Source organism: Pseudarthrobacter equi, from assembly GCF_900105535.1.
GTDB classification, from domain to species: domain Bacteria; phylum Actinomycetota; class Actinomycetes; order Actinomycetales; family Micrococcaceae; genus Arthrobacter; species Arthrobacter equi.
The window spans coordinates 3,651,440-3,672,348 of record NZ_LT629779.1 but is presented as its reverse complement, the minus strand read 5'-3'; the positions used below and the strand labels follow the sequence as shown (position 1 = coordinate 3,672,348).

19 protein-coding genes are annotated in these 20,909 nt (G+C 66.3%); 5 read left to right on the top strand and 14 right to left on the bottom strand.

The features are described 5' to 3' along the window. The first annotated feature begins 95 nt into the window (after positions 1–95). Positions 96–422, top strand: a complete 327-nt coding sequence (locus tag BLT71_RS16690) for an Hpt domain-containing protein (RefSeq protein WP_231994331.1) — start codon at positions 96–98, stop codon at positions 420–422. Positions 423–965: 543 nt separating this feature from the next. Here BLT71_RS16690 and BLT71_RS16685 read toward each other — a convergent pair. Continuing rightward, a complete protein-coding gene (locus BLT71_RS16685; protein WP_091722483.1) occupies positions 966–1,406 on the bottom strand; it encodes a hypothetical protein in 441 nt (146 codons plus the stop codon). A gap of 155 nt (positions 1,407–1,561) precedes the next feature. Between BLT71_RS16685 and BLT71_RS16680 the strand changes: the two genes are divergently transcribed. Then, a complete protein-coding gene (locus tag BLT71_RS16680) occupies positions 1,562–2,344 on the top strand; it encodes a response regulator transcription factor (RefSeq protein WP_091722481.1) in 783 nt (260 codons plus the stop codon). 68 nt (positions 2,345–2,412) lie between these two features. On the opposite strand, the gene BLT71_RS16675 is transcribed toward BLT71_RS16680, so the two are convergent. The 3 genes from BLT71_RS16675 to BLT71_RS20925 form a co-directional block, all read right to left on the bottom strand. Beyond that, positions 2,413–2,862: an Hpt domain-containing protein gene (locus BLT71_RS16675; protein ID WP_091722478.1), complete on the bottom strand. Its 450-nt coding sequence runs from the start codon at positions 2,860–2,862 to the stop codon at positions 2,413–2,415. Beyond that, positions 2,859–3,506, bottom strand: coding sequence for a signal peptidase I (locus BLT71_RS16670; protein ID WP_091722476.1), 648 nt, complete (start codon positions 3,504–3,506; stop codon positions 2,859–2,861). Before BLT71_RS16670 ends, BLT71_RS16675 begins: the two co-directional genes overlap by 4 nt. 97 nt (positions 3,507–3,603) lie before the next feature. Further along, positions 3,604–4,281, bottom strand: coding sequence for a TasA family protein (locus BLT71_RS20925; RefSeq protein ID WP_269457136.1), 678 nt, complete (start codon positions 4,279–4,281; stop codon positions 3,604–3,606). Between the two features lie 356 nt (positions 4,282–4,637). Between BLT71_RS20925 and BLT71_RS16660 the strand changes: the two genes are divergently transcribed. Both BLT71_RS16660 and BLT71_RS16655 read left to right on the top strand, forming a co-directional pair. Further along, the gene (locus BLT71_RS16660; RefSeq protein ID WP_091722473.1) at positions 4,638–5,321 is read left to right on the top strand and encodes a peptidoglycan-binding protein; all 684 of its coding nucleotides are present in this window, start codon (positions 4,638–4,640) and stop codon (positions 5,319–5,321) included. A gap of 6 nt (positions 5,322–5,327) precedes the next feature. After that, positions 5,328–7,790, top strand: coding sequence for a zinc metalloprotease (locus BLT71_RS16655; RefSeq protein WP_091722472.1), 2,463 nt, complete (start codon positions 5,328–5,330; stop codon positions 7,788–7,790). Between the two features lie 163 nt (positions 7,791–7,953). On the opposite strand, the gene BLT71_RS16650 is transcribed toward BLT71_RS16655, so the two are convergent. The 6 genes from BLT71_RS16650 to BLT71_RS16625 all read right to left on the bottom strand — a co-directional run bounded on the left by BLT71_RS16650 (position 7,954) and on the right by BLT71_RS16625 (position 13,627). Next, positions 7,954–10,089 (bottom strand): beta strand repeat-containing protein, encoded by a 2,136-nt coding sequence (locus tag BLT71_RS16650; protein ID WP_091722469.1) that lies wholly within the window; start codon positions 10,087–10,089, stop codon positions 7,954–7,956. Beyond that, positions 10,086–10,571: a hypothetical protein gene (locus BLT71_RS16645; protein ID WP_091722467.1), complete on the bottom strand. Its 486-nt coding sequence runs from the start codon at positions 10,569–10,571 to the stop codon at positions 10,086–10,088. The genes BLT71_RS16650 and BLT71_RS16645 overlap by 4 nt, the downstream gene beginning before the upstream one ends. A gap of 1 nt (position 10,572) precedes the next feature. Further along, on the bottom strand, positions 10,573–11,709 hold the full coding sequence (locus BLT71_RS16640; RefSeq protein ID WP_231994330.1) for a COG1470 family protein: 1,137 nt from the start codon (positions 11,707–11,709) through the stop codon (positions 10,573–10,575). 78 nt (positions 11,710–11,787) lie between these two features. Further along, positions 11,788–12,243, bottom strand: a complete 456-nt coding sequence (locus BLT71_RS16635; protein ID WP_091722461.1) for a hypothetical protein — start codon at positions 12,241–12,243, stop codon at positions 11,788–11,790. Positions 12,244–12,534: 291 nt separating this feature from the next. Beyond that, the gene (locus BLT71_RS16630) at positions 12,535–12,999 is read right to left on the bottom strand and encodes an Lrp/AsnC family transcriptional regulator (protein WP_091722458.1); all 465 of its coding nucleotides are present in this window, start codon (positions 12,997–12,999) and stop codon (positions 12,535–12,537) included. A 160-nt stretch (positions 13,000–13,159) separates the two neighbouring features. Next, positions 13,160–13,627: an Hpt domain-containing protein gene (locus BLT71_RS16625; RefSeq protein WP_322788291.1), complete on the bottom strand. Its 468-nt coding sequence runs from the start codon at positions 13,625–13,627 to the stop codon at positions 13,160–13,162. 452 nt (positions 13,628–14,079) lie between these two features. Between BLT71_RS16625 and BLT71_RS16620 the strand changes: the two genes are divergently transcribed. Beyond that, complete coding sequence (locus BLT71_RS16620; protein ID WP_231994329.1) at positions 14,080–15,300, top strand: DUF4832 domain-containing protein; 1,221 nt, start codon at positions 14,080–14,082, stop codon at positions 15,298–15,300. 40 nt (positions 15,301–15,340) lie between these two features. Here the strand turns inward: BLT71_RS16620 and galE are convergent, their stop codons facing one another. From galE to BLT71_RS16600, 4 genes are all read right to left on the bottom strand, one after another. After that, the gene (gene galE, locus BLT71_RS16615) at positions 15,341–16,369 is read right to left on the bottom strand and encodes a UDP-glucose 4-epimerase GalE (protein ID WP_091722451.1); all 1,029 of its coding nucleotides are present in this window, start codon (positions 16,367–16,369) and stop codon (positions 15,341–15,343) included. Further along, a complete protein-coding gene (locus BLT71_RS16610) occupies positions 16,365–17,447 on the bottom strand; it encodes a putative glycoside hydrolase (RefSeq protein ID WP_091722449.1) in 1,083 nt (360 codons plus the stop codon). Before BLT71_RS16610 ends, galE begins: the two co-directional genes overlap by 5 nt. After that, positions 17,444–19,135 carry a GT4 family glycosyltransferase PelF gene (pelF, locus tag BLT71_RS16605; protein WP_231994328.1) on the bottom strand — a complete coding sequence of 564 codons (1,692 nt, stop codon included), beginning with the start codon at positions 19,133–19,135 and terminating at the stop codon, positions 17,444–17,446. Before pelF ends, BLT71_RS16610 begins: the two co-directional genes overlap by 4 nt. 81 nt (positions 19,136–19,216) lie before the next feature. Continuing rightward, complete coding sequence (locus BLT71_RS16600; RefSeq protein WP_091722443.1) at positions 19,217–20,632, bottom strand: hypothetical protein; 1,416 nt, start codon at positions 20,630–20,632, stop codon at positions 19,217–19,219. Between the last annotated feature and the right edge of the window lie 277 nt (positions 20,633–20,909).

Genomic DNA, 20,909 nt, shown 5'->3' with positions numbered 1-20,909 from the left:
TTCGTGCGTCCGGGCTTTCGGGTTTTTCCAGCGCAGGGCTTCCAGGTCTCCGGGGGGCGGACCTGCCTGTCCTGGACCCGGGCTGTCTCCGGCAGATGGGGGAGGAGCTGGGCTGCCACGGCTCAGCCCTGACGTTCCTCTCCGCCTACCTGGACTTCCTGCCCCAGCGGCTGGCCACCTTCTGCGCCGCCGTGCTGCTGGAGGACACCGCTGCCGCCATGGACCGGGTGCTGAGCCTGAAGGTGTCCTCCACCATGGTGGGCGCCGCCCGGCTGGCGGCGCTCGCCGAAGTGCTGCAGGGGCTGGTGTGCACGGGCAACTGGGCTGCCGCGGAACCGCTGCTGGAGGTGCTGGACGCTGACGTGGCGGCGGTGCTGGCAGCCGGCCGGGCTGCCGTCGGCATATCCGGAGCCCCGGGGTGACGCTCCGGACCCTATCCCGCGTGCTGCCTGTGACCTTCCCGCTTTCGACGCGGTGATGCACGGGCGCACGGGGTATGTGGGTCGCGATTCTGCCCCTGCGTGCCGGCCGCGGATCTGCGCGTCGACAATGAACTCGCCGCCGGCCCTCGATCTGCTGGGCAGGGGGCTATCCACCCCCGAGACGCCTGTACTGAGTAGGTATTACTCGTCTGAAAAGTGGGGTATCGATCTACTGGTCACAGGCGCGGATTGAACGCTTAGCCTGCATCCATGCTGAGAATCGTGAAGCAGATCCTGCGAACCAAGCCGAAATGCCGGTACTGCGGGCAAGCCCTGCTTCCGGACCCGTCCGCGGTGTTCTGCTCCCGCGACTGCTATGACAGCTATCAGTACTGGGGCGACGCGTCAGCCCACAGGCCGTAGCGCGGTACGGCCCTGCGTTTCCGCTGCCCATGCCCGGTTTCGCTGCGCAAGTCCGTTGACGCACCCCCTGTCTGGGCCGCGATATCGAATGTGCGCGTCGAAAGTGGAGACGGCCCCCGGTCAGCAGGTGTAGGTACCCCGGTAGGGAGTGCCGGTCCAGGTCCCCACGAGGGCGCTGAGCTCGTACGTGTAGGTGCCGTTCCTGAGGGAGGAGGGCTTGGTCATGGTGATGGTGTTTGCGTTCGCGGTGGCGGACTGGGTCAGCGAGGTGCCGTCGGGCGCGATGAGGGTGAGCTGGTAGGCCGTGGCGCGCGGCACCTTGCCGAAGCTGGTGACGTTGATGGTGGAGCCGTAGGGGCGGCTGGTGTCGCAGGAGTAGGTGCCGCCGATGGACGCCGGAGCAGCGATCACGTAGGTGGACGTGGTGAACGGTGCGGAGGCTGTGGCCCTGAAAGCGGCCTGGGCCATGGCGGGGGTGGCTGCGAGGAAGAGGGCCACGACGAAACCGGCAACAAGACGGCGGAGATGCCGTGCTGCGCCTGCGTGCCTTGACGTGCCCATGTTCCGCTGCTGCCTTCCGTTGTGGTTGCTTGTTTCAATTCTGGGCCACGCGCTTCAACACCTGCCGGGGGACAGTTCAAGGTTTCTTCAAGAATGTCCGCGATTCCCCGACATGGTGGCTGGTGAGGGTGGCCTTATCTGGAATGCTAGGCATCATGGGACATGAAACCGCCAACCGCAGGGCCGTAGTTGTTGAAGACGACAAAGACATCCAGATGCTGCTGAACAGGACGCTCAGCATGCAGGGCTTCGACGTGGTGGTGGCGGGAAACGGCATGGACGGTCTCGCTCGAATCCGGGAACACCAGCCGGAACTGATCACCCTCGACCTGAACCTGCCGGACCTGGACGGGACCGAAGTGTGCCGGCGGCTGCGCGAGTTCTCCGACGCCTACGTGGTGATGATCACCGCCCGCGTGGAGGAAATCGATGAGCTCCTGGGCCTGCAGATCGGCGCCGACGACTTTGTGACCAAGCCGTTCAGCCCCCGTGCCCTGGGTGCGCGCATCACCGCCATGTTCCGGCGTCCCCGTCCGGGGTTTCCCGACGGCGGTGCTCCAGCGGTTGCCGAGCTGGCGGCTGCGGAGCCGGAACAGCCGGCCGTTGAGGCCGAGGCGGATTCCGAGGCGACCGTCCACGGGCCCGTTCGTGTGGACACGGAGTCCCGGACTGTCCACGTGGCCGGCAACGAGGTTGTGCTGACCCGGACCGAGTTCGATCTGCTGGCGGCGTTCGTTGGGGCGCCGCGCCGGGTGTGGACCAAGGAATCCCTGCTGCGGCGCGTGTGGGGCGATGAGTGGGCCACGGACGAGCACCTGGTGGAGGTCCACGTCGGCAACCTGCGGCGGAAGATCCGCGCCGGCGGCTCCGACACCCAGATCATCCGGACCGTGCGCGGAGTGGGCTACGGCTTGGTGCCCGCGGCTGCCCTGTCCTGACGCGCCGGTCCTGACGCTCCCGTCCTGACCCGCCGCCGTCGTCCGTCCTGACACGACTGTACGGACGGCTACTGTCCGGCGAGCAAGTCTTCGATGGCAGCGGCCACGGCTGCGGCGTCGGCGCTCAGCCGTGCCGCTACTTCGCGGGCCGCGTCGAGCGAGCCCGTTTTGAGGTGCTGGTTGATCAGCCCGGCATCACGGACCAGCTGCTGGGCGCCGATCATCGCGGCCGACGAACCGAGGGACAGCGCCGCTGTGCGGGCTGCCTGTACCCGGATGTCCGCCAAGGGTTCCTCGATGGCCTGCACCCGTTCGGGCAGCATCTCCACAAACACGGCTGCGAACTGGGCCGCCGCTTCGGGTGAGGCGAGCTGATCGGCGAGGTCGGTGAGGCAGGACCTGTCCAGCACTGCACTGTCATCCGGTACTGCACTGTTGTTCAGTACTGCAATGTTGTCCAGTGCTGCGCCGTCGCCCGGCCCGGGACGCTCCGGGCCGCCAGCAGGAACTTTGGTCATGAGGGGATGGTAGCGGGAACTGCCGTGCCTTTGGCGGAACCGGTGGATTCTTTGGGCTTTGACCAGATGCTGGTCAGCAGCAGGAGGACCAGAACGGCCGGGGCGCCGTAGAGGAGAACTTTGCCCACCACGGGGGAGCGGAGGGCACGGATGGCATCGCCCAGGTGCGGGATGACGGCCACGGTGGTGAAGGCGTGGTCCTCGGCCATGGTGGCGGTCCAGGGGTCCGCGCCGTTGTTGGCATCGCCCTTGGTCTGGATGGTGGTGGAGGTGCCGGCGTGGGTCACGTCGGTGATGCGGTGTGTCTCGATCCGCTGGTCCTCTACGGGGATGTGGTACGTGACGATGTCGCCCACCTTGAGGTCAGTGACAGGGGTGGGGACGCTGACCACTACGTCACCCGGGTTGATCAGTGGCGACATAGAGCCGGTGAGCATGGTTGAGGTCTGGTAGCCGAACACCCGGGGGCCTACCGCGAGGAACAGGAAGGCTGCTGTTGCCACCACCATGATGCCGACCATCAGGACCTTGCCGGCCAGTTTGGCGGTGCGCTTCGCGGCCCGGGTAATTGCAGCAGCGGTGGGGTACGAGGGTGTGGTGGCGGCGCGTCGCCGTCCGGGGTAGGACTGTGTCTGCGTGGTCATGATGCCCTCGGTTCAGGTCTGGTGTTGGTTCTTGATTCCGCGGCGCGGATGCCTGGGCATCCGCGCCGCCGTGCGGAACGGCTGGTGGCGGAACTGGTTACTTGCTGGTGGCGGTGCGCTGGGTGCCGGTGAAGCTGAAGCCGACGGTGCTGGACAGGCCCTGGAAGGTGTTGTCCGCGGAGGACGGCAGCGTCACGGTGACGCGGAGGTTGTCAGCAGCGGCCGAGGTCACGGAGTTCAGGCCGGCCAGGGCCATGTTGGCACCCACGGCGGCGCGGGGAGCGAGGACCTGGGTGACCGTGCCGGAGCAGGTGTAGGTGAAGGCGGGGGAGGTGCCGGCTTCGGTCCACGGGACGGAGCAGGCATCGACGGTCAGCTGGAGGCCGTTCACGGTGTCCGTGTCCAGCTTCGAGGACGGCGACGCTGCCGTGGTCAGGGTGATGGCGGAGAGGTTCTGGTTGCCCGTGTTGGAGAGGGTTACGGCGCGCTGGACGGTGTCGCCGGCAACCAGGCCGCTTGCCGCGACGCTCAGGCGGTTCGCTGCGCCGGTGGCGCCGAGGGCCACGTTCACGGTGCCGGATGCTACCGTCTCGCTGGCGCTGGTGGTGGAGGTGAAGGCACCGTAGGTACCCAGGCCTGCAACGGACGCTGCGGCGGCAACCAGGGCGGTGGAAGCGAGGACCTTGCCGGTGGTGGACTTGAGGTTGAGACCCATGATGGTGATCCGTTCGTGATGGCCGGCCGGTGCGGCCTGCGGACTGTTTGCCAGCCCCATCGGCTGACAACAACAACTTTGCCGCCGCAGTTTCAAGGCCAACCGGGCATCACTGACAAGAAAAGTTCAAGACTTCTTCAACTTCCCGGTAGTCCCTCAGGTTGTGCTCAACTGGGGCCACTGCGCGCCGCTTCTGCTGCGCAGGTTCGTTCTCGCCGCACCTGTCCGTTTTCGCTGCGCATATGTGTTTTCGCTGCTCAGGTCCGTTGACGCCCCCTCTATCCGGGCCGCGAAGGCGAATTTGCGCGTCGATAACCAGCTTCCCTTCGCAAAACTGCTAATCATGCTTAGTATTGTGGAGCGCGGGCTGCCCGCTGGGGGCAGAGCACCCGCGCTGCACCGGAGGTTTTTCAAGCATGGACAACCAGATGCGTCCCCTCACTGACGAAGAACTGCTGCAGGAGCAGGCCACCGCACTGCCGGACAAGGAAGTGGCATCAGTCCTGGACCTGAACGCGGACCTGGATCTGGGCATCAACGCCGCCGCACCCATCGACCTGGCAGTCGCCGCCAACGCCAACGTGGCTGCACCCATCGACGCCGCAGCCTCGGCCAACATCCTCTCCTACGGTTCGGACGCGCAGGCGCTGTCCACCCAGGACGCCGCCATTGACCAGGGCATCACCGCTGACGCCAACGCCGAATCCCAGCAGGACAGCGTGATCGGGCAGGGCGACGGCGCAACTGACACCGCCGCCGGCACGGGCACCACCGACGCCGGCACCACGGACGGCGCCGCAGATGCCGTCTCCGCACTGCCCGGCACCGATGCCGTGACCGATGCCGCGGGTGCCCTCAACGGCAACCTGCTGAACGTGGACGTCAACCTGGACGCCGACGCCGCCATCGCCGCCCCCATCAACGGTGCCGTAGCAGCGAACGCCAACGTGGCCGCGCCCATCGACGCCGCTGTGGCCGCGAACGTCGGCTCCATCGACAGCCAGGCGTACGCCATCTCGGACCAGAGCGCCACCATCTCGCAGCACATTGACGGCACCGCGGACGCAAACGCCGGCCAGACGTCCGACCTGCAGCAGTAAGCCAACATGACCCAGACCCACGGCGGCCCGCCTCCCGAGGCGGGCCGGCCGCCGTCGCGCGTTACCGTTGCCCAGGAACCGCCGGGCCAGACGACGACGGCGGGAGCCCACCTTCCCGCCCGCGCTGACGGCGTCCAGCTGCTGGGCACCGCGGAGGGGTCCGGCTACCGCGAACCGCCCGCCCTGGTGCGTCGCGCCGACGGCCAGACCCTGCAGCTGACCAGGCTCCTGTACCTGGTGCTGGAGGCCGCCGACGGGACGCAGGACCTTGAGGGCATCGCCCGGCACGTCAGCGAAGGCTCCGGCCGGCTGGTCAGCGCGGACAACGTGCGGACCCTGATGGACTCGCAACTGCTGCCGATGGGCGTGCTCCGGCTCGCGGACGGCAGCCAGCCGGAGGTCAGGAAGTCGAACCCGCTGCTGGGCCTGCGGTTCCGCTACATCGTGTCCGATCCCGAGCGCACCCGCAGGATCACCGCCCCGTTCGCCGTGCTGTTCCACCCGCTGCTGGTGGTGGCCGTGGCGGCTGCGTTCCTGGCCTCGTGCTGGTGGGTGCTAATGGTCAAGGGCCTGGGCTCGGCCACGCATGAGGCGTTCGAACAGCCCGCCCTCCTGCTGCTGATCCTCGCCGTCACCATCCTGTCCGCGGGATTCCACGAATTCGGCCACGCCGCCGCCACACGAAAGGGCGGTGCAACGCCGGGGGCCATGGGCGCCGGGCTGTACCTGCTGTGGCCGGCGTTCTTCACCGACGTCACCGATTCCTACCGGCTGGGCCGCGGCGGCAGGATCCGCACGGACCTGGGCGGGCTGTACTTCAACGCCATCGTTGCCGTGGCCATCATGGGGGTGTGGTGGGCCACCGGCTTCGACGCGCTGCTGCTTGTGGTGGTCACGCAGATCCTGCAGATGGTCCGCCAGCTGATCCCGCTGGTGAAGTACGACGGCTACCACATCCTGGCCGACGCCACCGGCGTCCCGGACCTCTTCCAGCGCATCAAGCCCACCCTTCTGGGGATCCTGCCCTGGCGGTGGGGGAACCCCGAAAGCAAGGTGCTCAAGCCGTGGGCGCGGGCCGTGGTGACCGTATGGGTGCTGGTGACCGTCCCGGTGCTGCTGTTCAGCATGGTGATGATGGTGCTGTCCCTGCCGCGGCTGCTGGCCACGGGCTGGGCGAGTGTGGGCAAGCAGCAGGAGATGCTGCTGGCGTCGCTCGCCGATGGGGACGTTTTGGGCGCAGCCGTCCGGGGAGTGGCAATTGTCATTGTGGCCATCCCGGTACTGGGCCTGCTGTACATCGTGGTGCGGCTGCTGCGGCAGCTGGTCACCGGGCTGTGGAAGAAGACCCGCGGCAAGGCGCTGCAGCGCACCGCGGCCATGACCGCCGTCGCGGTTTTGCTGGGCGGCCTCGCCTGGGCATGGTGGCCCGACGGCGGGACGTACCGTCCGGTGCAGGCGTACGAACGCGGGACGCTGGGGGACGCCACGCGCGCCATCCTTCCCGTCCGTGAGCGCGGGGAACTGCGTGAGGGCGGCACCGGGCAGACGGTGGCGTTGTGGCCGGCCGGTGCCACGAAGCCCACGCGGGACAACCCGCAGCTGAGCATGGTGCTGGTGCCGGTGGGTGCTGGGGCTGGTGGCGCTGCTGGTGCCGCTGGCGGCACTGCGGCCGCCGCGCCCGCTGCGCCGTCCTGGGTGTTCCCGTTCGACCGGCCCGCCGCCCCCGAAGCTGATGGGAACCAGGCGCTCGCCGTCAACACCACGGACGGTTCCGTTGCCTACAGTGTGGCGTTCGCGCTGGTGTGGGCGGAGGACGGGGCTCCCGTCACCACTGCCAACGAGGCGTACGCGTTCGCCAACTGCTCGGGCTGCGCCGCCGTGGCCGTGGGGTTCCAGGTGGTCCTGGTGGTGGGTCAGACGGATGTGATTGTGCCGGAGAACCTGTCGGCGGCGGCCAACTACAACTGCCTGGACTGCCTCACGTACGCCCTGGCCAGCCAGCTGGTGCTGACCCTCGACGGGCCGCTGGACGGCGACAGCAAGCAGCAGCTTGAGGCGCTGTGGTTGAAGATTGCCGAGTACGGCCGGAACATCCGCGACGTCCCGCTCTCCGAAATCCAGGCCACCCTCAACGGCTTCAAGGAGCAGATCACGGCCATCGTGAAGGGATCCCCGGCTGCGGACGGCACCTCTGTTGCCACCACTCCGCCCTCCGCCGGTCCCAGTGGCGGCCCGTCCTCTGTCCCGACGTCTTCTTCTGCCCCGGACGGGCGGCCCACAGTTCCGGCTGGTGCACCTGCCGAAACGTTCGCCCCCGGCCCGGCCGCAACTCCCGTGCCCACTGCTCCGGCGAGCCAGCCTGCGGGAGGTGGCCAGCCGACGTCGTCCGTGGACAACGCGACGCCTGCACCCACTGTGGGGTCGGGTGCTGGGGAAACGGTAGCGCCGGCACCGACGACCGGCGGCTGACCCTTCGGCTGGCTGGGCTGTTTTCGCTGCGCATCGAATCTGGTTACGACCCCCAGTCAACGCCGGGTTGGGCGGCGCATCCACACGCAGACCGCGCCCCGGTTAAACCAGATGGCCCTGCAGTCCGCCGGGCTGCAGGGCCATCTTGTTTGGGTGAGCGAGGTTAGAACCTCGATGATGTGCCGTTGAAGGGACCCGTCCCGAGAGCATTTCCGGCCGCATCGGTGAGTCCCGTACCCGCGGTGTAGACGGGCACGTCCGGCGTGGTGGTGGTCCCGGAGGTTCCGCCGGTGGACTTGCCAAGCTTGATGGTCAGGGTGGTGGACCCGTCCCAGGTAACGGTGCTCATATTGCTTGCGTTGCCGTTGCCGTTGAAGCTGAGGGCACCGGCTGAACCGTACTTGGCGTTGGCTCCGAGGGTGATTGAGCCGAGATTCAGCGTGCAGCTTGTGCTGGTCACCGTCAGGACATTGGATGTGCTGATGTTGACAACCACGTTGTTGTTGCCGCTCAACGTTTGCGCGCTGTTGGTCCAGGTGGAGCAGATCTTGCTGGACTCCATTGCTTCAGAGAACTGGATTGTCAGCGTATCGCCCTGTTCGGCTTTGCCCAGGGTTCCTCCGGCGTTCTGCAATGTGACATCGACGGTTGGCGCCTTGGTGTCCTTGGTGACCGCCGACGTCACGGTGGTGCTGTTGCCGGCGGCGTCCGTGGTGGTTGCCGTGATGGTGAGTGCCACGACCGGCGCCGTGCTGGAAGTGTCCTTGAGGGCGGACAGGTTCAGTGGCCCGGTATTCCACGTTGCGCCGGACGCTGTGGCGGGGATGCTGGTGGCGGCGTCCGTTACAGTCACACTTACCGCTGAACCGGAGTCGCTGGTGCCACTCACTGCGTAACCCGTGACGGTGGATGCAAGGATGTTCGGCGGCGTATCGAGCCTGAGGACCGGCGCCACGGTGTCCTTCGTACTAGTGGCGGTGGCAGCCGTGCCGGTGTTGCCTGCAGCGTCAGTGACGGTGACCGTGTAGGTCACGGTGCCGTCCCTGAGCGAACTGAGGTTGAGGTTTGCGGACCAGTTGCCGCCGATGGCCGTGGCGGTGCCCGTGACAGGCTGGGCCGAGCCCGGGCTGGTGGCGGAAATCTTCACTGTTGCCCCGGTTTCCGCGGTCCCCGAAATCTGTGCCGAGCTTGCGGTGGAGATGTTCACGTAGGCCGGGACGCCCAGGGACTGTGCCGCCGCAGGGGCCACTGTTTCCTTCACGCTCGAGGCAGTCTTTGCAGCGCTGACATTGCCAGCGGCGTCGGTTGCCGTGGCCGAGAAAGCGACGGCACCCTGGTCAAGGCTGCTGAGGTTCAGCGTGGCGGACCAGTTGCCGCCGCCGTCCGCCGTGGCTGTCACGGGGGTCGCGGAATGGGCCGCCCCCGTGTCGGCGGCCGTCAGCGTGATCTTTGCCCCCGATTCCGTTGTGCCGGAAACCGGCACCGCGGCAACGTTGGCCGAGTTCGCGAATGCGGGCACCGTCAGGCCGGGTGCGGCCGGCGCCTGCGTATCGATCCGCACGGTCTGGCTCTGGACGGTACCGGCGTTACCCACTTTGTCCGTAGCGAAATAGGACACGATGTGCGTCCCGTCCCCGCTGACCAGGATGCTGGCGACGGCGGCGCCCACCGTCTGCTGCGCACCGCCGTCGACCGCGTACGAGATGGAGGCGACGCCGGAACCGGACGCGCCGTCGCCGGCCGTGATGCTCACCGTGACGGGGCTGGAGCTGTTCCATCCGGCTGTGTTGGGCGTGGGCGAGATGCCCGAAACGGTGGCCACGGGCGCGCTCGCGTCATTGCTGGTGCCGTTGCTGCGGGGGCTCTCGACGCCGGTCCACAGGGCGATGGCCGGCGTGACCGTGTAGTACCAGATCCCGCCCTGGACGTTCTGTTCCGTGCAGCTGAGGGTGGTCACCGTACCGGCGCATCCGCCGGTGGCCGGGATGCCGGCGCCGCCCGAGGCCACCGCGTAGCGGGTAACGGTGTAGCCCGTGGCGGCCCGCCCGTTGACGGTGGTCCCGCCTGCCCACGTGACGGACAGCGACGAGCCGCTGGCGGACACCGCCGGTTTGGAACCCGGCGTCAGGGCATCGGCGGCTGCGGCGGCGTTGCTGCTGCTGGTGGTGGAAGCCCAGAACGCGTAGGCCGCTGAGCCAGTGCCGAGCAGCAACAGGAGCGCAGTGGCAACCCAGACCACCGTCAGCTTCCGTGACGGACGGCCCCGCAGCAGCGCCGGGATAAGCGTTGCGAGGCTCATTTGCGCACCTCCACCGTCACGGGAAGGCTGAAGGTTGCGCCCTGGCAGGCTGCGAGCGAGGTGGTGTCCATGGCGGCCGCTCCGGGGAGGGTAATGAGTGCCGACGAGTTCGCGGCAACGGAGGTTGCTGGGGAGAGCGGTGCGGCCGGCGCGGCGAAGGTGACGCCGGTAGTGGTGCAGCCGGAATGGGCGGCGTCGGCCGCCGCGGGGCCCGTGCCGGTGACGCGGTAGACCTGCACCGCATACGGGTTCGGGTTGGTGAGCCGGAGGACGACGTCGGCGCTGCCGCCCGGATAGAGCGCATTCTTGGGGTTGTCGCCGGCCACGAGGGCGTTCACGGCGACGGTTTGCATGGCGGCGGCCGCTGCGGACCCGCCGCCGGTTCCCGTGGCGGTCCAGTAGGCGTAGGCCGTTCCTGCGCCGGCGGTTATCAGGAGCCCGGCGAGAGCCGCCGTTTTGAGGCGCTTTGCGGTGGTGGGCATTTCAGTTCCCCTGTCCTGATCCCGAGTAAGCAAGCTGGAGGAGTGCACCTTTGCAGCCATCCTGGTTGGCGGATGTGTCCAGCATTCCCACCTGCGGCCAGGCGGACTGCGCCACGCGGAGTCCGGACAGGGTTCCGCCGGCGGCCGGGACGGTCAGCGGATAGGGCCCGCTGAACTGGGCGACAGCGAAGTCGGCCGCCGTGCAGGGCAGCTTCCTCGCCACGGCGTCGGCGCTACGGGTGACGCCCGTGACGGCGACGGACAGGTTGGTCAGCGACAGCGACTTGTTGATGGGGTTGCTGATCTGTAGGTCCAGGGCCGCTGACGTGCCGGGGGAGAGGGTGCCGGGCACCTTCCCGGAGATGATGAATTGTTTGACCGTGGAGTCCAGGACCAGCTGGACGTTGGCGTACGCGTACTGCACTTTCCCGCTGGAGTCCTTGCCGGTTCCCACCAGGTAGAGGCTGGACGTCCCCGTGGGGGAAGCTGCGGTGGTGGCCACTTGAAGGGTAGTGGAACTGCCGGTGGCGGGATTGGGTGAGAACTGGGCGGTGGCGCCGGCCGGGAGGCCGCCGAGGACGCTGAAGCTGACCGGGCCGCTGAAGTTGTTGCGGGCCAATTGCAGGCTGTATACCGCGGTGGCTCCGGGCGGGATGGTCACGGAATCCGGCGTGGCTGCCACGGAGAAGGCGCTGGTCATCTTGTAGTTCACGGTGAGGCTGGCATCGACATTGCCGGAGACCTTGCCGCTGGTGCCGGTGATGGTGACCGGGCTGGTGCCGGCCGGCGTGCTGGTGGCGGTGGCGGCGTTCAGGGTGGCGGTCGCCGTGGTACCGGAGGCCAGCGTTATGGACTGCGGCGTGAATGCGCCGCTTGTGCCTGCCGGCAGCCCCGCCGCGGCCAGATTCACCGCGCCGCTGAAACCGCCGGTGGACGTGACAGTCACCGTGTAGGCGGCGGACTGGCCCTGTTGGACGGACTGGCTGGCGGGGGAGACCTGTACGGTGATGCCCGGCTTTGGGTTGTTGGAGGCTGCGATGAGCGCGCCCGCGCTGCCGAGCAGCAGCGCCAGCGCGATCAACGCCCCCTTGAACGCTGCCCGCTTGCGGCGCCGTGGCCGTCCATCCTGATTGTGCACCCCGTGCCCCTTCCCATTTGGTGCAAATGACGGCAAGCCGGGGACGGGGTTTTCACCCATCCCCGGCCCGCTCGCTTGTTAGTTGCTGGCGACGGTCACCGTGATGGTGGCGCCCTTGCAGGCATCCTGGTTGACTGCCGGATCATCGTTGAGAGTCAGGGTTCCGGTGCCCAGGGCCGTGCCGCTGGCGTTGCCGAGGACCGTGGTGGTTCCGGTTGGGGCGGTGGCGTCGAACCATGCCGGGAGGCATCCCGCGTTGCTGGTGGTGACAACCGGCTTGGCCAGGGTCACCGGGGTGCTGCTGCTGTTGGGGTTGGTGGCCGTGTAGGTAATCGTCTTCGGGGTGCCCGGGGCGACACCGGCGTCAACGGTCACGTTGATGGTGACGGGGGAGGTGCCGGACGACGCGGCAGCGGATCCGTTACCCGAGCCGGTGGTGCTCCAGTAGGCGTACGCGGCACCGCCACCGGCTGCCAGCAGGGCAGCGGACAGGGCAACAGCGGCGACTTTGTTCTTCTTGGTCATAGGGCGCATGGAAAGACTCCTTGTAAAAGTGATTGAGAACCCGTTCCCCCATTGGTGGCTCCCATCCAGGTGCCTTCCGGTGGATCGATGACCCAATATTTGCCGGGCGCCCACGGGCTCAACAACACGTACCGGTACGCGATTATTTGGGCGCGGTCCAGCAGAGGTACTTGATTTTTGGGTCCGCCTACTCGCGCTTTCTGCAGTACTCGAATCGGCCCGCCGGCTCCCGCGTCCCGCCGTTGTTGGGCTCCGGGGGCGAGCAGGTAGCACCCCGGAGCCGTGGGCGCAGGAGCTTGCCTAGCGGGTGTCCACGTCCTCAAACACCAGGAAAGTCTGGGTGTCCAGCACGCCGGGCATGGACTGCAGCTGGTCGAAGATGACCCGGCGGAGGTCGATGTTGTCCACGGCGCGGACCAGGAGGATGACATCGAAGTCGCCGCCCACCAGGGCGATGTGGTGCACCTCGGGGATGGCGCCGAGCTGGTCGCGCAGTTCCCGCCACGAGTCCTGCTTGAGCTTGAGCGTCACGTACGCGGAGGACTTCAGCCCGGCCTTGATGGGGTCCACCACGGCCGTGAACCGGGACAGCACCCCGTCCGAGGTGAGCCGGTTGATGCGGGTGTACGCATGCGCCCGGGAGATGTGGACGTTCTCCGCCACCTGCGTCACGGACATCCGGCCGTCCCGGGTGAGCTCCGCGATGATGCTCCTGTCGATGTCGTCCAGCTCCACCGGTTCTGCCCGGCCGTCCTTCGCCGCCATGCCCTCCACAACCCCTGCCGTAAGCCAGCTCACATTTACAAATCGTCTCCCAGTGTAGGCATTGGGAAGCAACTTCAATGCCGTGAATCGGGGCGCGGTATACAGATCCTCGTGTCAGGCGAGCTCTCGGAAGAAGAATGACCTGGAATTCCCCGGCATTTCAGCGGCGGAACGGGACCGGATACCGGGACGCGAGGCTGTCCCTGGTTCGTGTGCTGCAGCGGAGGATCGGTGCGAGAAATGCTGCTGCGAGCTGCGGCAGTGCATCCGGCAGGTTCGCCGTGGTGGCGTCGCTGCGCAATTCTGCCTCGAGGTCCGCGGCCAGGGAGGCCAGTTGCTCCGCGCCCACCATTTGGCTGGAGGTCTTCAAGCTCAGCACAGTGTCAAAGGAGCCCGCCCAGTCCCCGGTAGTGAGGGCATGGCGCAGCCGTTCTATCCGTCCGGGGAGGCAGCGGACGAAGTCGGCGACGAAGACGCGGGTATAGCCCCGGTCATCCTCCAGTTCCTCTCTCAGCCGTTCGAGGACCAGGTGGTCCACCAAGGGGCGCTCGGCCTGGGCTGTCTGGGCGGGAAGCGTCCTTACCGGCCGGGTGGTGAACTCGTGGGACGGGGATGTCATGGGGGTCATGCGTACTGCCTTGGGGTAGGGGTGGCTTTTCAGCACAAAAGTTTCGAAAAGAGTTATGGAAATCCCTGAGGGGGCTGGTGCTTTTGGCCTTAGGATCAGTGCGAAGTACTGAGTGTGAAGCGCCATTGGGAGTGGCGTCTGCAGTTCCTGGTCTCATAGATGTTTTTCACTGCTTGGTCTCAGTTGGTGCTTGCACCGGGTCTCAGGGGGAAATGCAATTGAATACTTTGGGGTTTCGTTCGCGCGGATTAGCAAGCCACTGGCGGCTTGTGCTTGCTGTTGTTGTGTCATGCCTGGTGGCTGCGGTGTTATTAATCGTTCCTTCCAGATCAGCGGTTTCTCCGGCCGAAGCAGCGGATCCGGCGGGTGAGTGGGTTTCGCTGGCCGCCGGACCTGTCCCGGCGAGCAGTCCCCTTGCAGGTTTCGTTCCGTACGCCGGCAGTTATAACGGGGTGCCCCATTCCATGGAGTGGTTCTACGTGCCGGTCAGCTCCGTAGTGACGGGACCGGGCACATACAACTGGTCAGGTTTCGAAGCACAGCTGAACGCCATCGCCGCGCGCGGCCACCAGTCGGTCTTCAGGTTCTACCTGGACTATCCGGGGAAGCCCTCCGGCGTCCCCGCATACCTCCTGAATTCCGGCCTCGCCACCCACGCCTACTGGGACCACGGCAACGGCGGGATCAGCGTCTCCCCGAACTACGACGACCCCCGCCTGCTGGACGCCATGGACGGTTTCATCGCCGCCCTGGGGTCCCGCTACAACGGCGATCCGCGGATCGGGTTCATCCAAATGGGCCTCCTGGGCTTCTGGGGCGAATGGCACACCTACCCTCACGACGGGTGGGCCTCCGCCGAGAACTGGCTCGCATCGCCGGCCTCCCAGCAGCGCGTGCTGCAGGCCTACACGAAGGCCTTCACCAAAACCAAGCTCCAGGTCAGGTACCCGGACGCCGCCAACAGCAGCCTGAACGTGGGCTACCACGACGACTCCTTCGCCGTCAGCACCCTGCCGGGACCCGGGTGGCACTTCATGGACAAAATGGCGCAGGCCGGCGCCACCCAGAAATGGCTCACCCAGCCAGTGGGCGGAGAACTCCGGCCCGAAATCCAGCACTGCATTTTCGACGCTCCCATGCTCTGCCCCGTGGTGGAAAGCGGTGCCGACAACAAATTCACGGACAGCGTACAAGCGACCCACGCCTCCTGGCTCCTCAACCAGCACGCCTTCAGCCCCGGTTACTCGGGACAGGCGCTCAGCAACGCCACCGCCGCGGCCCAGTCGCTGGGCTACCGGTTCCACGCGACCTCCTTCGCCGTCACCCGCGGAACCGTGTCCGGGCAGAGCGATGTCAGTGTGATGGTCAGCAACGTGGGGGTGGCACCTTTCTATTACGACTGGCCTATACAGATTGCCGCCGTGGACAGCGCAGGAAACATGGTCCGGACGTGGGGAACGTCGTGGAAGCTCACCGCCGTGAAGCCCGGGATGTCGGTCCAGTGGAAGTCCCCTGTCAGCGTCAGCGGGCTGGCCCCCGGCACCTACACCCTCGTGGTGCGCGCCGCTAACCCGCTCGCCAACGGCGTGCCCCTGCGCTTCGCCAACGCCTCCCAGGACCAGACCAAACCGGGATGGCTGACCCTGGGGCGCAAGTACCTCCCTGCTCCCTGAACGCCCGACGACGGAACTCGCCAGCCGCCGTCGGGCCCTCTCATGCAGGAATTGGGCTCGCCCGGTACCCGTCCGGGTTGTGCTGCTGCCAGCGCCACGCGTCCGCGCACATGGTCTCCAGCGTCTCCGACGCCGTCCAGCCCAGATCGCGAAAGGCGCTGGACGGATCGGCCAGGCTGACGGGTGCATCTCCCGGGCGCCGTTCCACTATTTCGTACGGGACGGTGGTGCCCGAGGCGGCCTCGAAAGCATGGATGATTTCCAGCACGGAGTAACCCTGGCCCGTCCCGAGGTTCCACGTATGCAGCCCCTGGTGTTCGGCCAGATAGTCAAGCGCTGCAGCGTGGCCGGCTGCCAGGTCCATGACGTGGATGTAGTCGCGGACCCCGGTTCCGTCAGGGGTGGGGTAGTCATGCCCGAAGACGCTGACCTTGTCCCTGCGGCCCACCGCCACCTGGGTGACGAAGGGGAAGAGGTTGTTGGGCGGGCCCTGAGGGTCCTCGCCGATGAGCCCGGAAGGGTGGGCGCCGACCGGATTGAAATAGCGCAGCAGGGCTATCCGCCACCGGCTATCAGCCGCCTGGAGATCAACCAGGATCTCCTCAATGTGCTGCTTGGTCCGGCCGTACGGGTTCGTGGCCCTCAGCGGGAAGTCCTCCCGCAGCGGCATCTCGGGATTCGCGCCGTACACCGTGGCCGATGAACTGAACACCAGGTTCCGGATGCCGTAGGCGTCCATGGTCTCCAGGAGAGTCAGCGTTCCGCTGACGTTGTTGCCGTAGTAGCGCAGGGGCTGGCTCACGGATTCGCCCACGGCTTTGTGCCCGGCGAAGTGGATCACCGACTCAATATCGTCCTGGTCAAAGATCCTCTTGAGGCACGAGCTGTCTGCAATGTCTCCCTCCACAAAGGAGATCCCGCGGCCCGTGAGCTTCTCCACGCGCAGCAGAGACTCGGAGAGGGAGTTGCTGAGGTTGTCGATGACTGTGATGTCGTGTCCGGCTTCGAGCAGGCGAAGGATCGTGTGCGACCCGATGTACCCGCACCCGCCGGTGATGAGAATCCTAATTGTTCTGTCCTCGCTGATAGATGACGCCCCGCTGTGCTGGCAGGACCACGGATGACGGAGCCGGACGCCCGGACGCGTCCTGCAGCCCCACGGGCACGCGGACCCGTTTCCGGCGGCGGCCGTCCTGGTTGAAGTTCACAGCCGCCCAGCCGTTGCTGAATTCCCGGGACCAGACGTGGTTGCGGCCCTCGGGTTTCCCTTGCGGGCTGCCCAGGGACCAATCCAATTCGGGGATGTGCTGGGTGCGGCTGTAGTCGTCGTGGGCCGTCGCCGAGTAGGACCCGCGGCCTGCGCCGAAGATCCAGAAGGCCGCCAGCCCGTACGTGAAGTTGGGATGGGTGTCATCACCGTCGGTGGGAACGCGCAGAATCGACAGGCCGGGCCCTTCCACCTGCCCCAGCTGCGCTTCTGCGGTCACGGGATCGAACAGGTTGGCAGGACCATAGCCCAGCCACACTTCTTCGAAGCCGCCCCCGTACGCCGCGTGGGAAGCCCACCGTCCCGGAATCCGGCGCGACTCGGCAATGTTGGGAACCAGTATCTTTCCGACGCTGTTCAGCGACGTGCCGGCGGCGTGGACCAGGAGGTCGAGGCCGTGCCGCAGGTCCTCCATGGAGTCGGCCTCCCGGATGGGAAGGTCCAGCTGGTAGTAGTCCTCGAAGACGTCGTTATCAGCCATCACCCCGTCGAAGGGCGAATCGGCCAGCTCGGCGGAGACGTTTTCAACCCAGCGTTCCCGGTACGCGGGATCCAACACGTTCATCTGCCAGTGCCCGCCGTAGCCGTTCCACTGGATGCGCGATCCGTCCAGCCGGGTGGCAAACCAGCTGCCGCCCTGCTGTTCGGCCTCCTGGTAGGAAATCCCTGAGCTGTAGACCGGACCCGGTTCGTAGTCGCGGGTGGAGGACAGGCATTTGTAGCACAGGACTGTCATATCCGGGCGGAGACGCTTCAGCTGGGCTGCCGCCGCCGTCTCCCAGGGCTGGAGGATGGCTGAGCGGTAGTGCTTGGCCGCAAACTCCCGCTGGTCCGGGGTGATGGGATCGCCGTACCGGATCCAGGCGCCAACGCCGCTCACAGCTCTGCCGGGACCAGTTCGTCATCCAGGGGATCCAGCAGGTCGCCGCTGGCAGGGAGGTCCCCCAGGGCACGGTAGATCTGGTTGTAGGAGGACATCACCTCATGCATCTGGAAGAGCTCCTGGACCCTGAGGCGGGCGTTGGCCGCGTAGGCCGCGTACCCGTCCAGGTTCCCGATGACAGCCTGGATGCCGTCAGCCATCTGGTGGACGTCGCCCGGAGTCACCGTTTCCCCGCAAGGGCCGATGGTGCGGCCGTCCGGAGTGATGAGGTTGTCCGCGATCTGCTGGGCTACGCCTCCCACGTCCGAACCCACAGTGGGGATGCCTGCTGCCATGGCTTCGAGGATGACGATGGGCTGGCCCTCGTTGTAGCTGGGCAGGACCAGGAGATCGAACTGGTCCAGCATGTCCCGCACGTGGACTGTTCCGTGGATGGTGACGTGGTCCGTGAGGCCCAGGGCCTCGATCTTTGCCAGGCAGGCTTCGTAGTATTCCGGCACGTGCTCAGTGGGGCCCAGGACGTCCAGGTGGATGTTGGGGTAGCCGCGGTCACGCAGGATTTCCAGGCTGGACAGCAGATCCAGGAGGCCCTTGATGGGCACCACGCGGGCGATGTAAACCAGATGCCAGACGTAGTTGGAGCCCTCTTTCTCCATCGTCGCCAGAGCCCGCTGGCGGGCCCGGTACTTCTCATCGAACTCTTCAATGACCATGCCGTTGGGCACCACCACGGACTTGTCGATGTCCGTGCCCAGCCGGGCGGCTTCGGTGATCGCGCTCGGGTACAGGTAAGTAATCAACCGTGCACTGGGGTAGCAGAACCGGCCCATCTCGGTCCACCACGCCATCCAGGCGCGCTGTTCCGCAGTCACGTCGAAGGTCCGGTAGTCCTCCGAGGTGATGGACAGGGCCATATTGCGGTCCAGCAGCGTGTTGACGGTGTCCCGGACGTACAGGTTGTGCTCGGTCAGCAGGAATGCTGTGTCATGGTCCCTTGCCGCGGCGGCTCCCAGCAGCGAGGCGTAGCCGGTGGTGTGCGCGTGGTAGACGCCGGCGCGGGGCATGGTTTCCCCAAGCACCGCGAAAGCCAGGGAGAAGAAGTTACGCAAAGTCCAGAAGGAGTTGGCCAGGGAAAGGTTCAGCTGGGGCAGCCGCTCCTGCAGCGCCTGCATGAACTCCTTGGAACCCAGCAGCGCCCACAGGGGGTACTGCCGGGTCCGTTCGTTGAGCCCCTCGTCGATCAGTTGCCACAGGCCCTCAACGTCGCCGAACTCAGACAACGCGTACAACGAGTCAAAGAGCCGGTGCGAAAGGTCAGTGCGCTGCTGGGAAGTCATGCCCAGGTCCTTCGCGGTCACCGCAAGGAAGTCCTTCCGGTGCTCTTCCATGCTGAGGAAGACCGTGCGGACCCAGCGGACGTTGGCGGGCATTCCGTAGAGGTCCGTCTGCGGCGAATTCGAGTCCCAGGTGATGTGGATGATCCCGTAGGTCAGGTCCGGGTTGTGGGTGACGATGTCGTGAACAACAGCCGATACCCCGCCCTTGAGGAACGGGTAAGTGGATTCCATGACAATGGCAACATCGACGTCCTCGTACTCAGGAACCGAAGTAGCCGCAGGCTGGGCGGACCGCAGCGGCAGGATGTCCTTTGGCAGCGTGTCCGGGCTTTTCAGTGTCGCGTACAAGATGTTCCCCTTATGCATTCACGTAGTCAGTTTTGTTGTGTTGATGGAGTGGATTGGTTGCCTGGTTGCCCTGGCAGGCAGTTACCAGGTGGTCGCGTGGCGCCAGAAGAGGGTGTACTCCGGCTGGCTCCAGTGGTGCCTGTAGAACATCCAGGCAATGGCGATGAGGATGAAGTCCACGGCTCCGAGCATGAGGTAGCTTCCCGCTGCACCGGACAGTGGACCGAACAGTCCACCCGCCACAAAGGCGAGAACACACACGGCCAGGTGGACGCCGCCAAGGAGCTGGGGTGTCACCTTCTCGCCGATGAAGTCCAGCTCGTAACTGAGCAGTGTCATGATCATGAAGCCCCACGAAGCCGCCGCAGCCGCAACCGCCAACACGGTCTGCGCCGGATCAACGCCCGCCATGACCAGGGAGACGGTCAGCGTAAGCAGCGCAGCGATTGCACCCGTGAGCAACACTGATCGGTCAACAACACGGGTGAGCCGGCGGGAGCTGCCCTTCAGCGAGCTGATGGGCGCTTCGGCGATGTCCTGGTGAAGGCGGCCCAGGGCCTTGTCCACGCCGGGGGCCAGCTGGACGAAGTAGAAGTTATAGGCAACCACTGCAGGGAGCATTGCGGCGAACACCGCCACGACGTTGAAGTCGCCTTTGGTTACAGCGAACAGGGCGAACTTATCGGCCCACAGCACTGCGCCCATCAGGATTCCGCGGACCAGGTCCAGCCCCACCACCCGCATGCTGAGGCGCTTGGCGAAGCCCACGTGGCGCAGCCCGGCGCGCATGGCCACCAGCTGAGTGAGGGTGCCCACCACCGGCGGGAGCCACCAGGTGGTGGGGGATACAAAGAGTGCGGCAGCGTAGCCGGACCAGGCGATGGCCCACAGGCCGCGGCGGTTGGCCACGTTTGCCAGGACGAGTGACTGGACGAACAGCAGGTGCAGGACGCACAGGACTACGTAGTGGAGCATCACTGACGCGGACCACCCGGTTGCCAGCCACATCGGCACGGCGAACGCGGCGATCAGGGGCAGGGTCTGCAGGAAAATGGTGGGCCAGTACTGGCAGAACCGCTGGGTGATGGCTTCCAGGTCCCGGTTAGCCATGAGGTCGCCGAGTACCCGGTAGATGGGAAGGCAGGCTGCCTGCGCCATCCAGGGGACAGTGATGGAGGATGCCAGGACCACCAGCGTCAGCGGCACCCCGTCCACGTCCACCGCCGCCATGGAAGGGCTCACCACCGGGTACACAATGTTCAGCAGGAGTACGGGCGACAGGTACAGGAGGAGCTGCGCTCCAAGGCGCTCAGAAGCGCGGCGGTTTCCATAGCGGTCGCGCCCCGCAACGCCCGGCCGGAGGATCAGTGCCAACGCGAGGAGCATGGGCAGGACTGCCGCCACGAAGACCGGCATGTCCGCACCGGCGGGGAAAAACTGGACGGCGAAGGGTACAAGAGCCGACAACACCAGGCCTACGAGAATGAGCATGGACATCTGACGGGTATACGAATCTTGCAACAGGGACTTCAAGGGATGTGTGTCTTTCCTCTAAGGCAGCCGGGCGGCGGTGTGGCAACCGCAGCCCCTCAAAAATCGGGTTGTGTGAGGGCATGGAAACGCCCGCCGGTCTCTCTTCGATGAAGAGACGCGGCAGGCGTTGGCGCGAATGAAATTGCGTAGAACATCTGAGGGCGGACAGAGGCAGGGAGCCGACGGCGGACTGGGGGGCCAGCCCGGTCTCAGAAGGCTGGCTTCCGCCGCCGACTCCGGT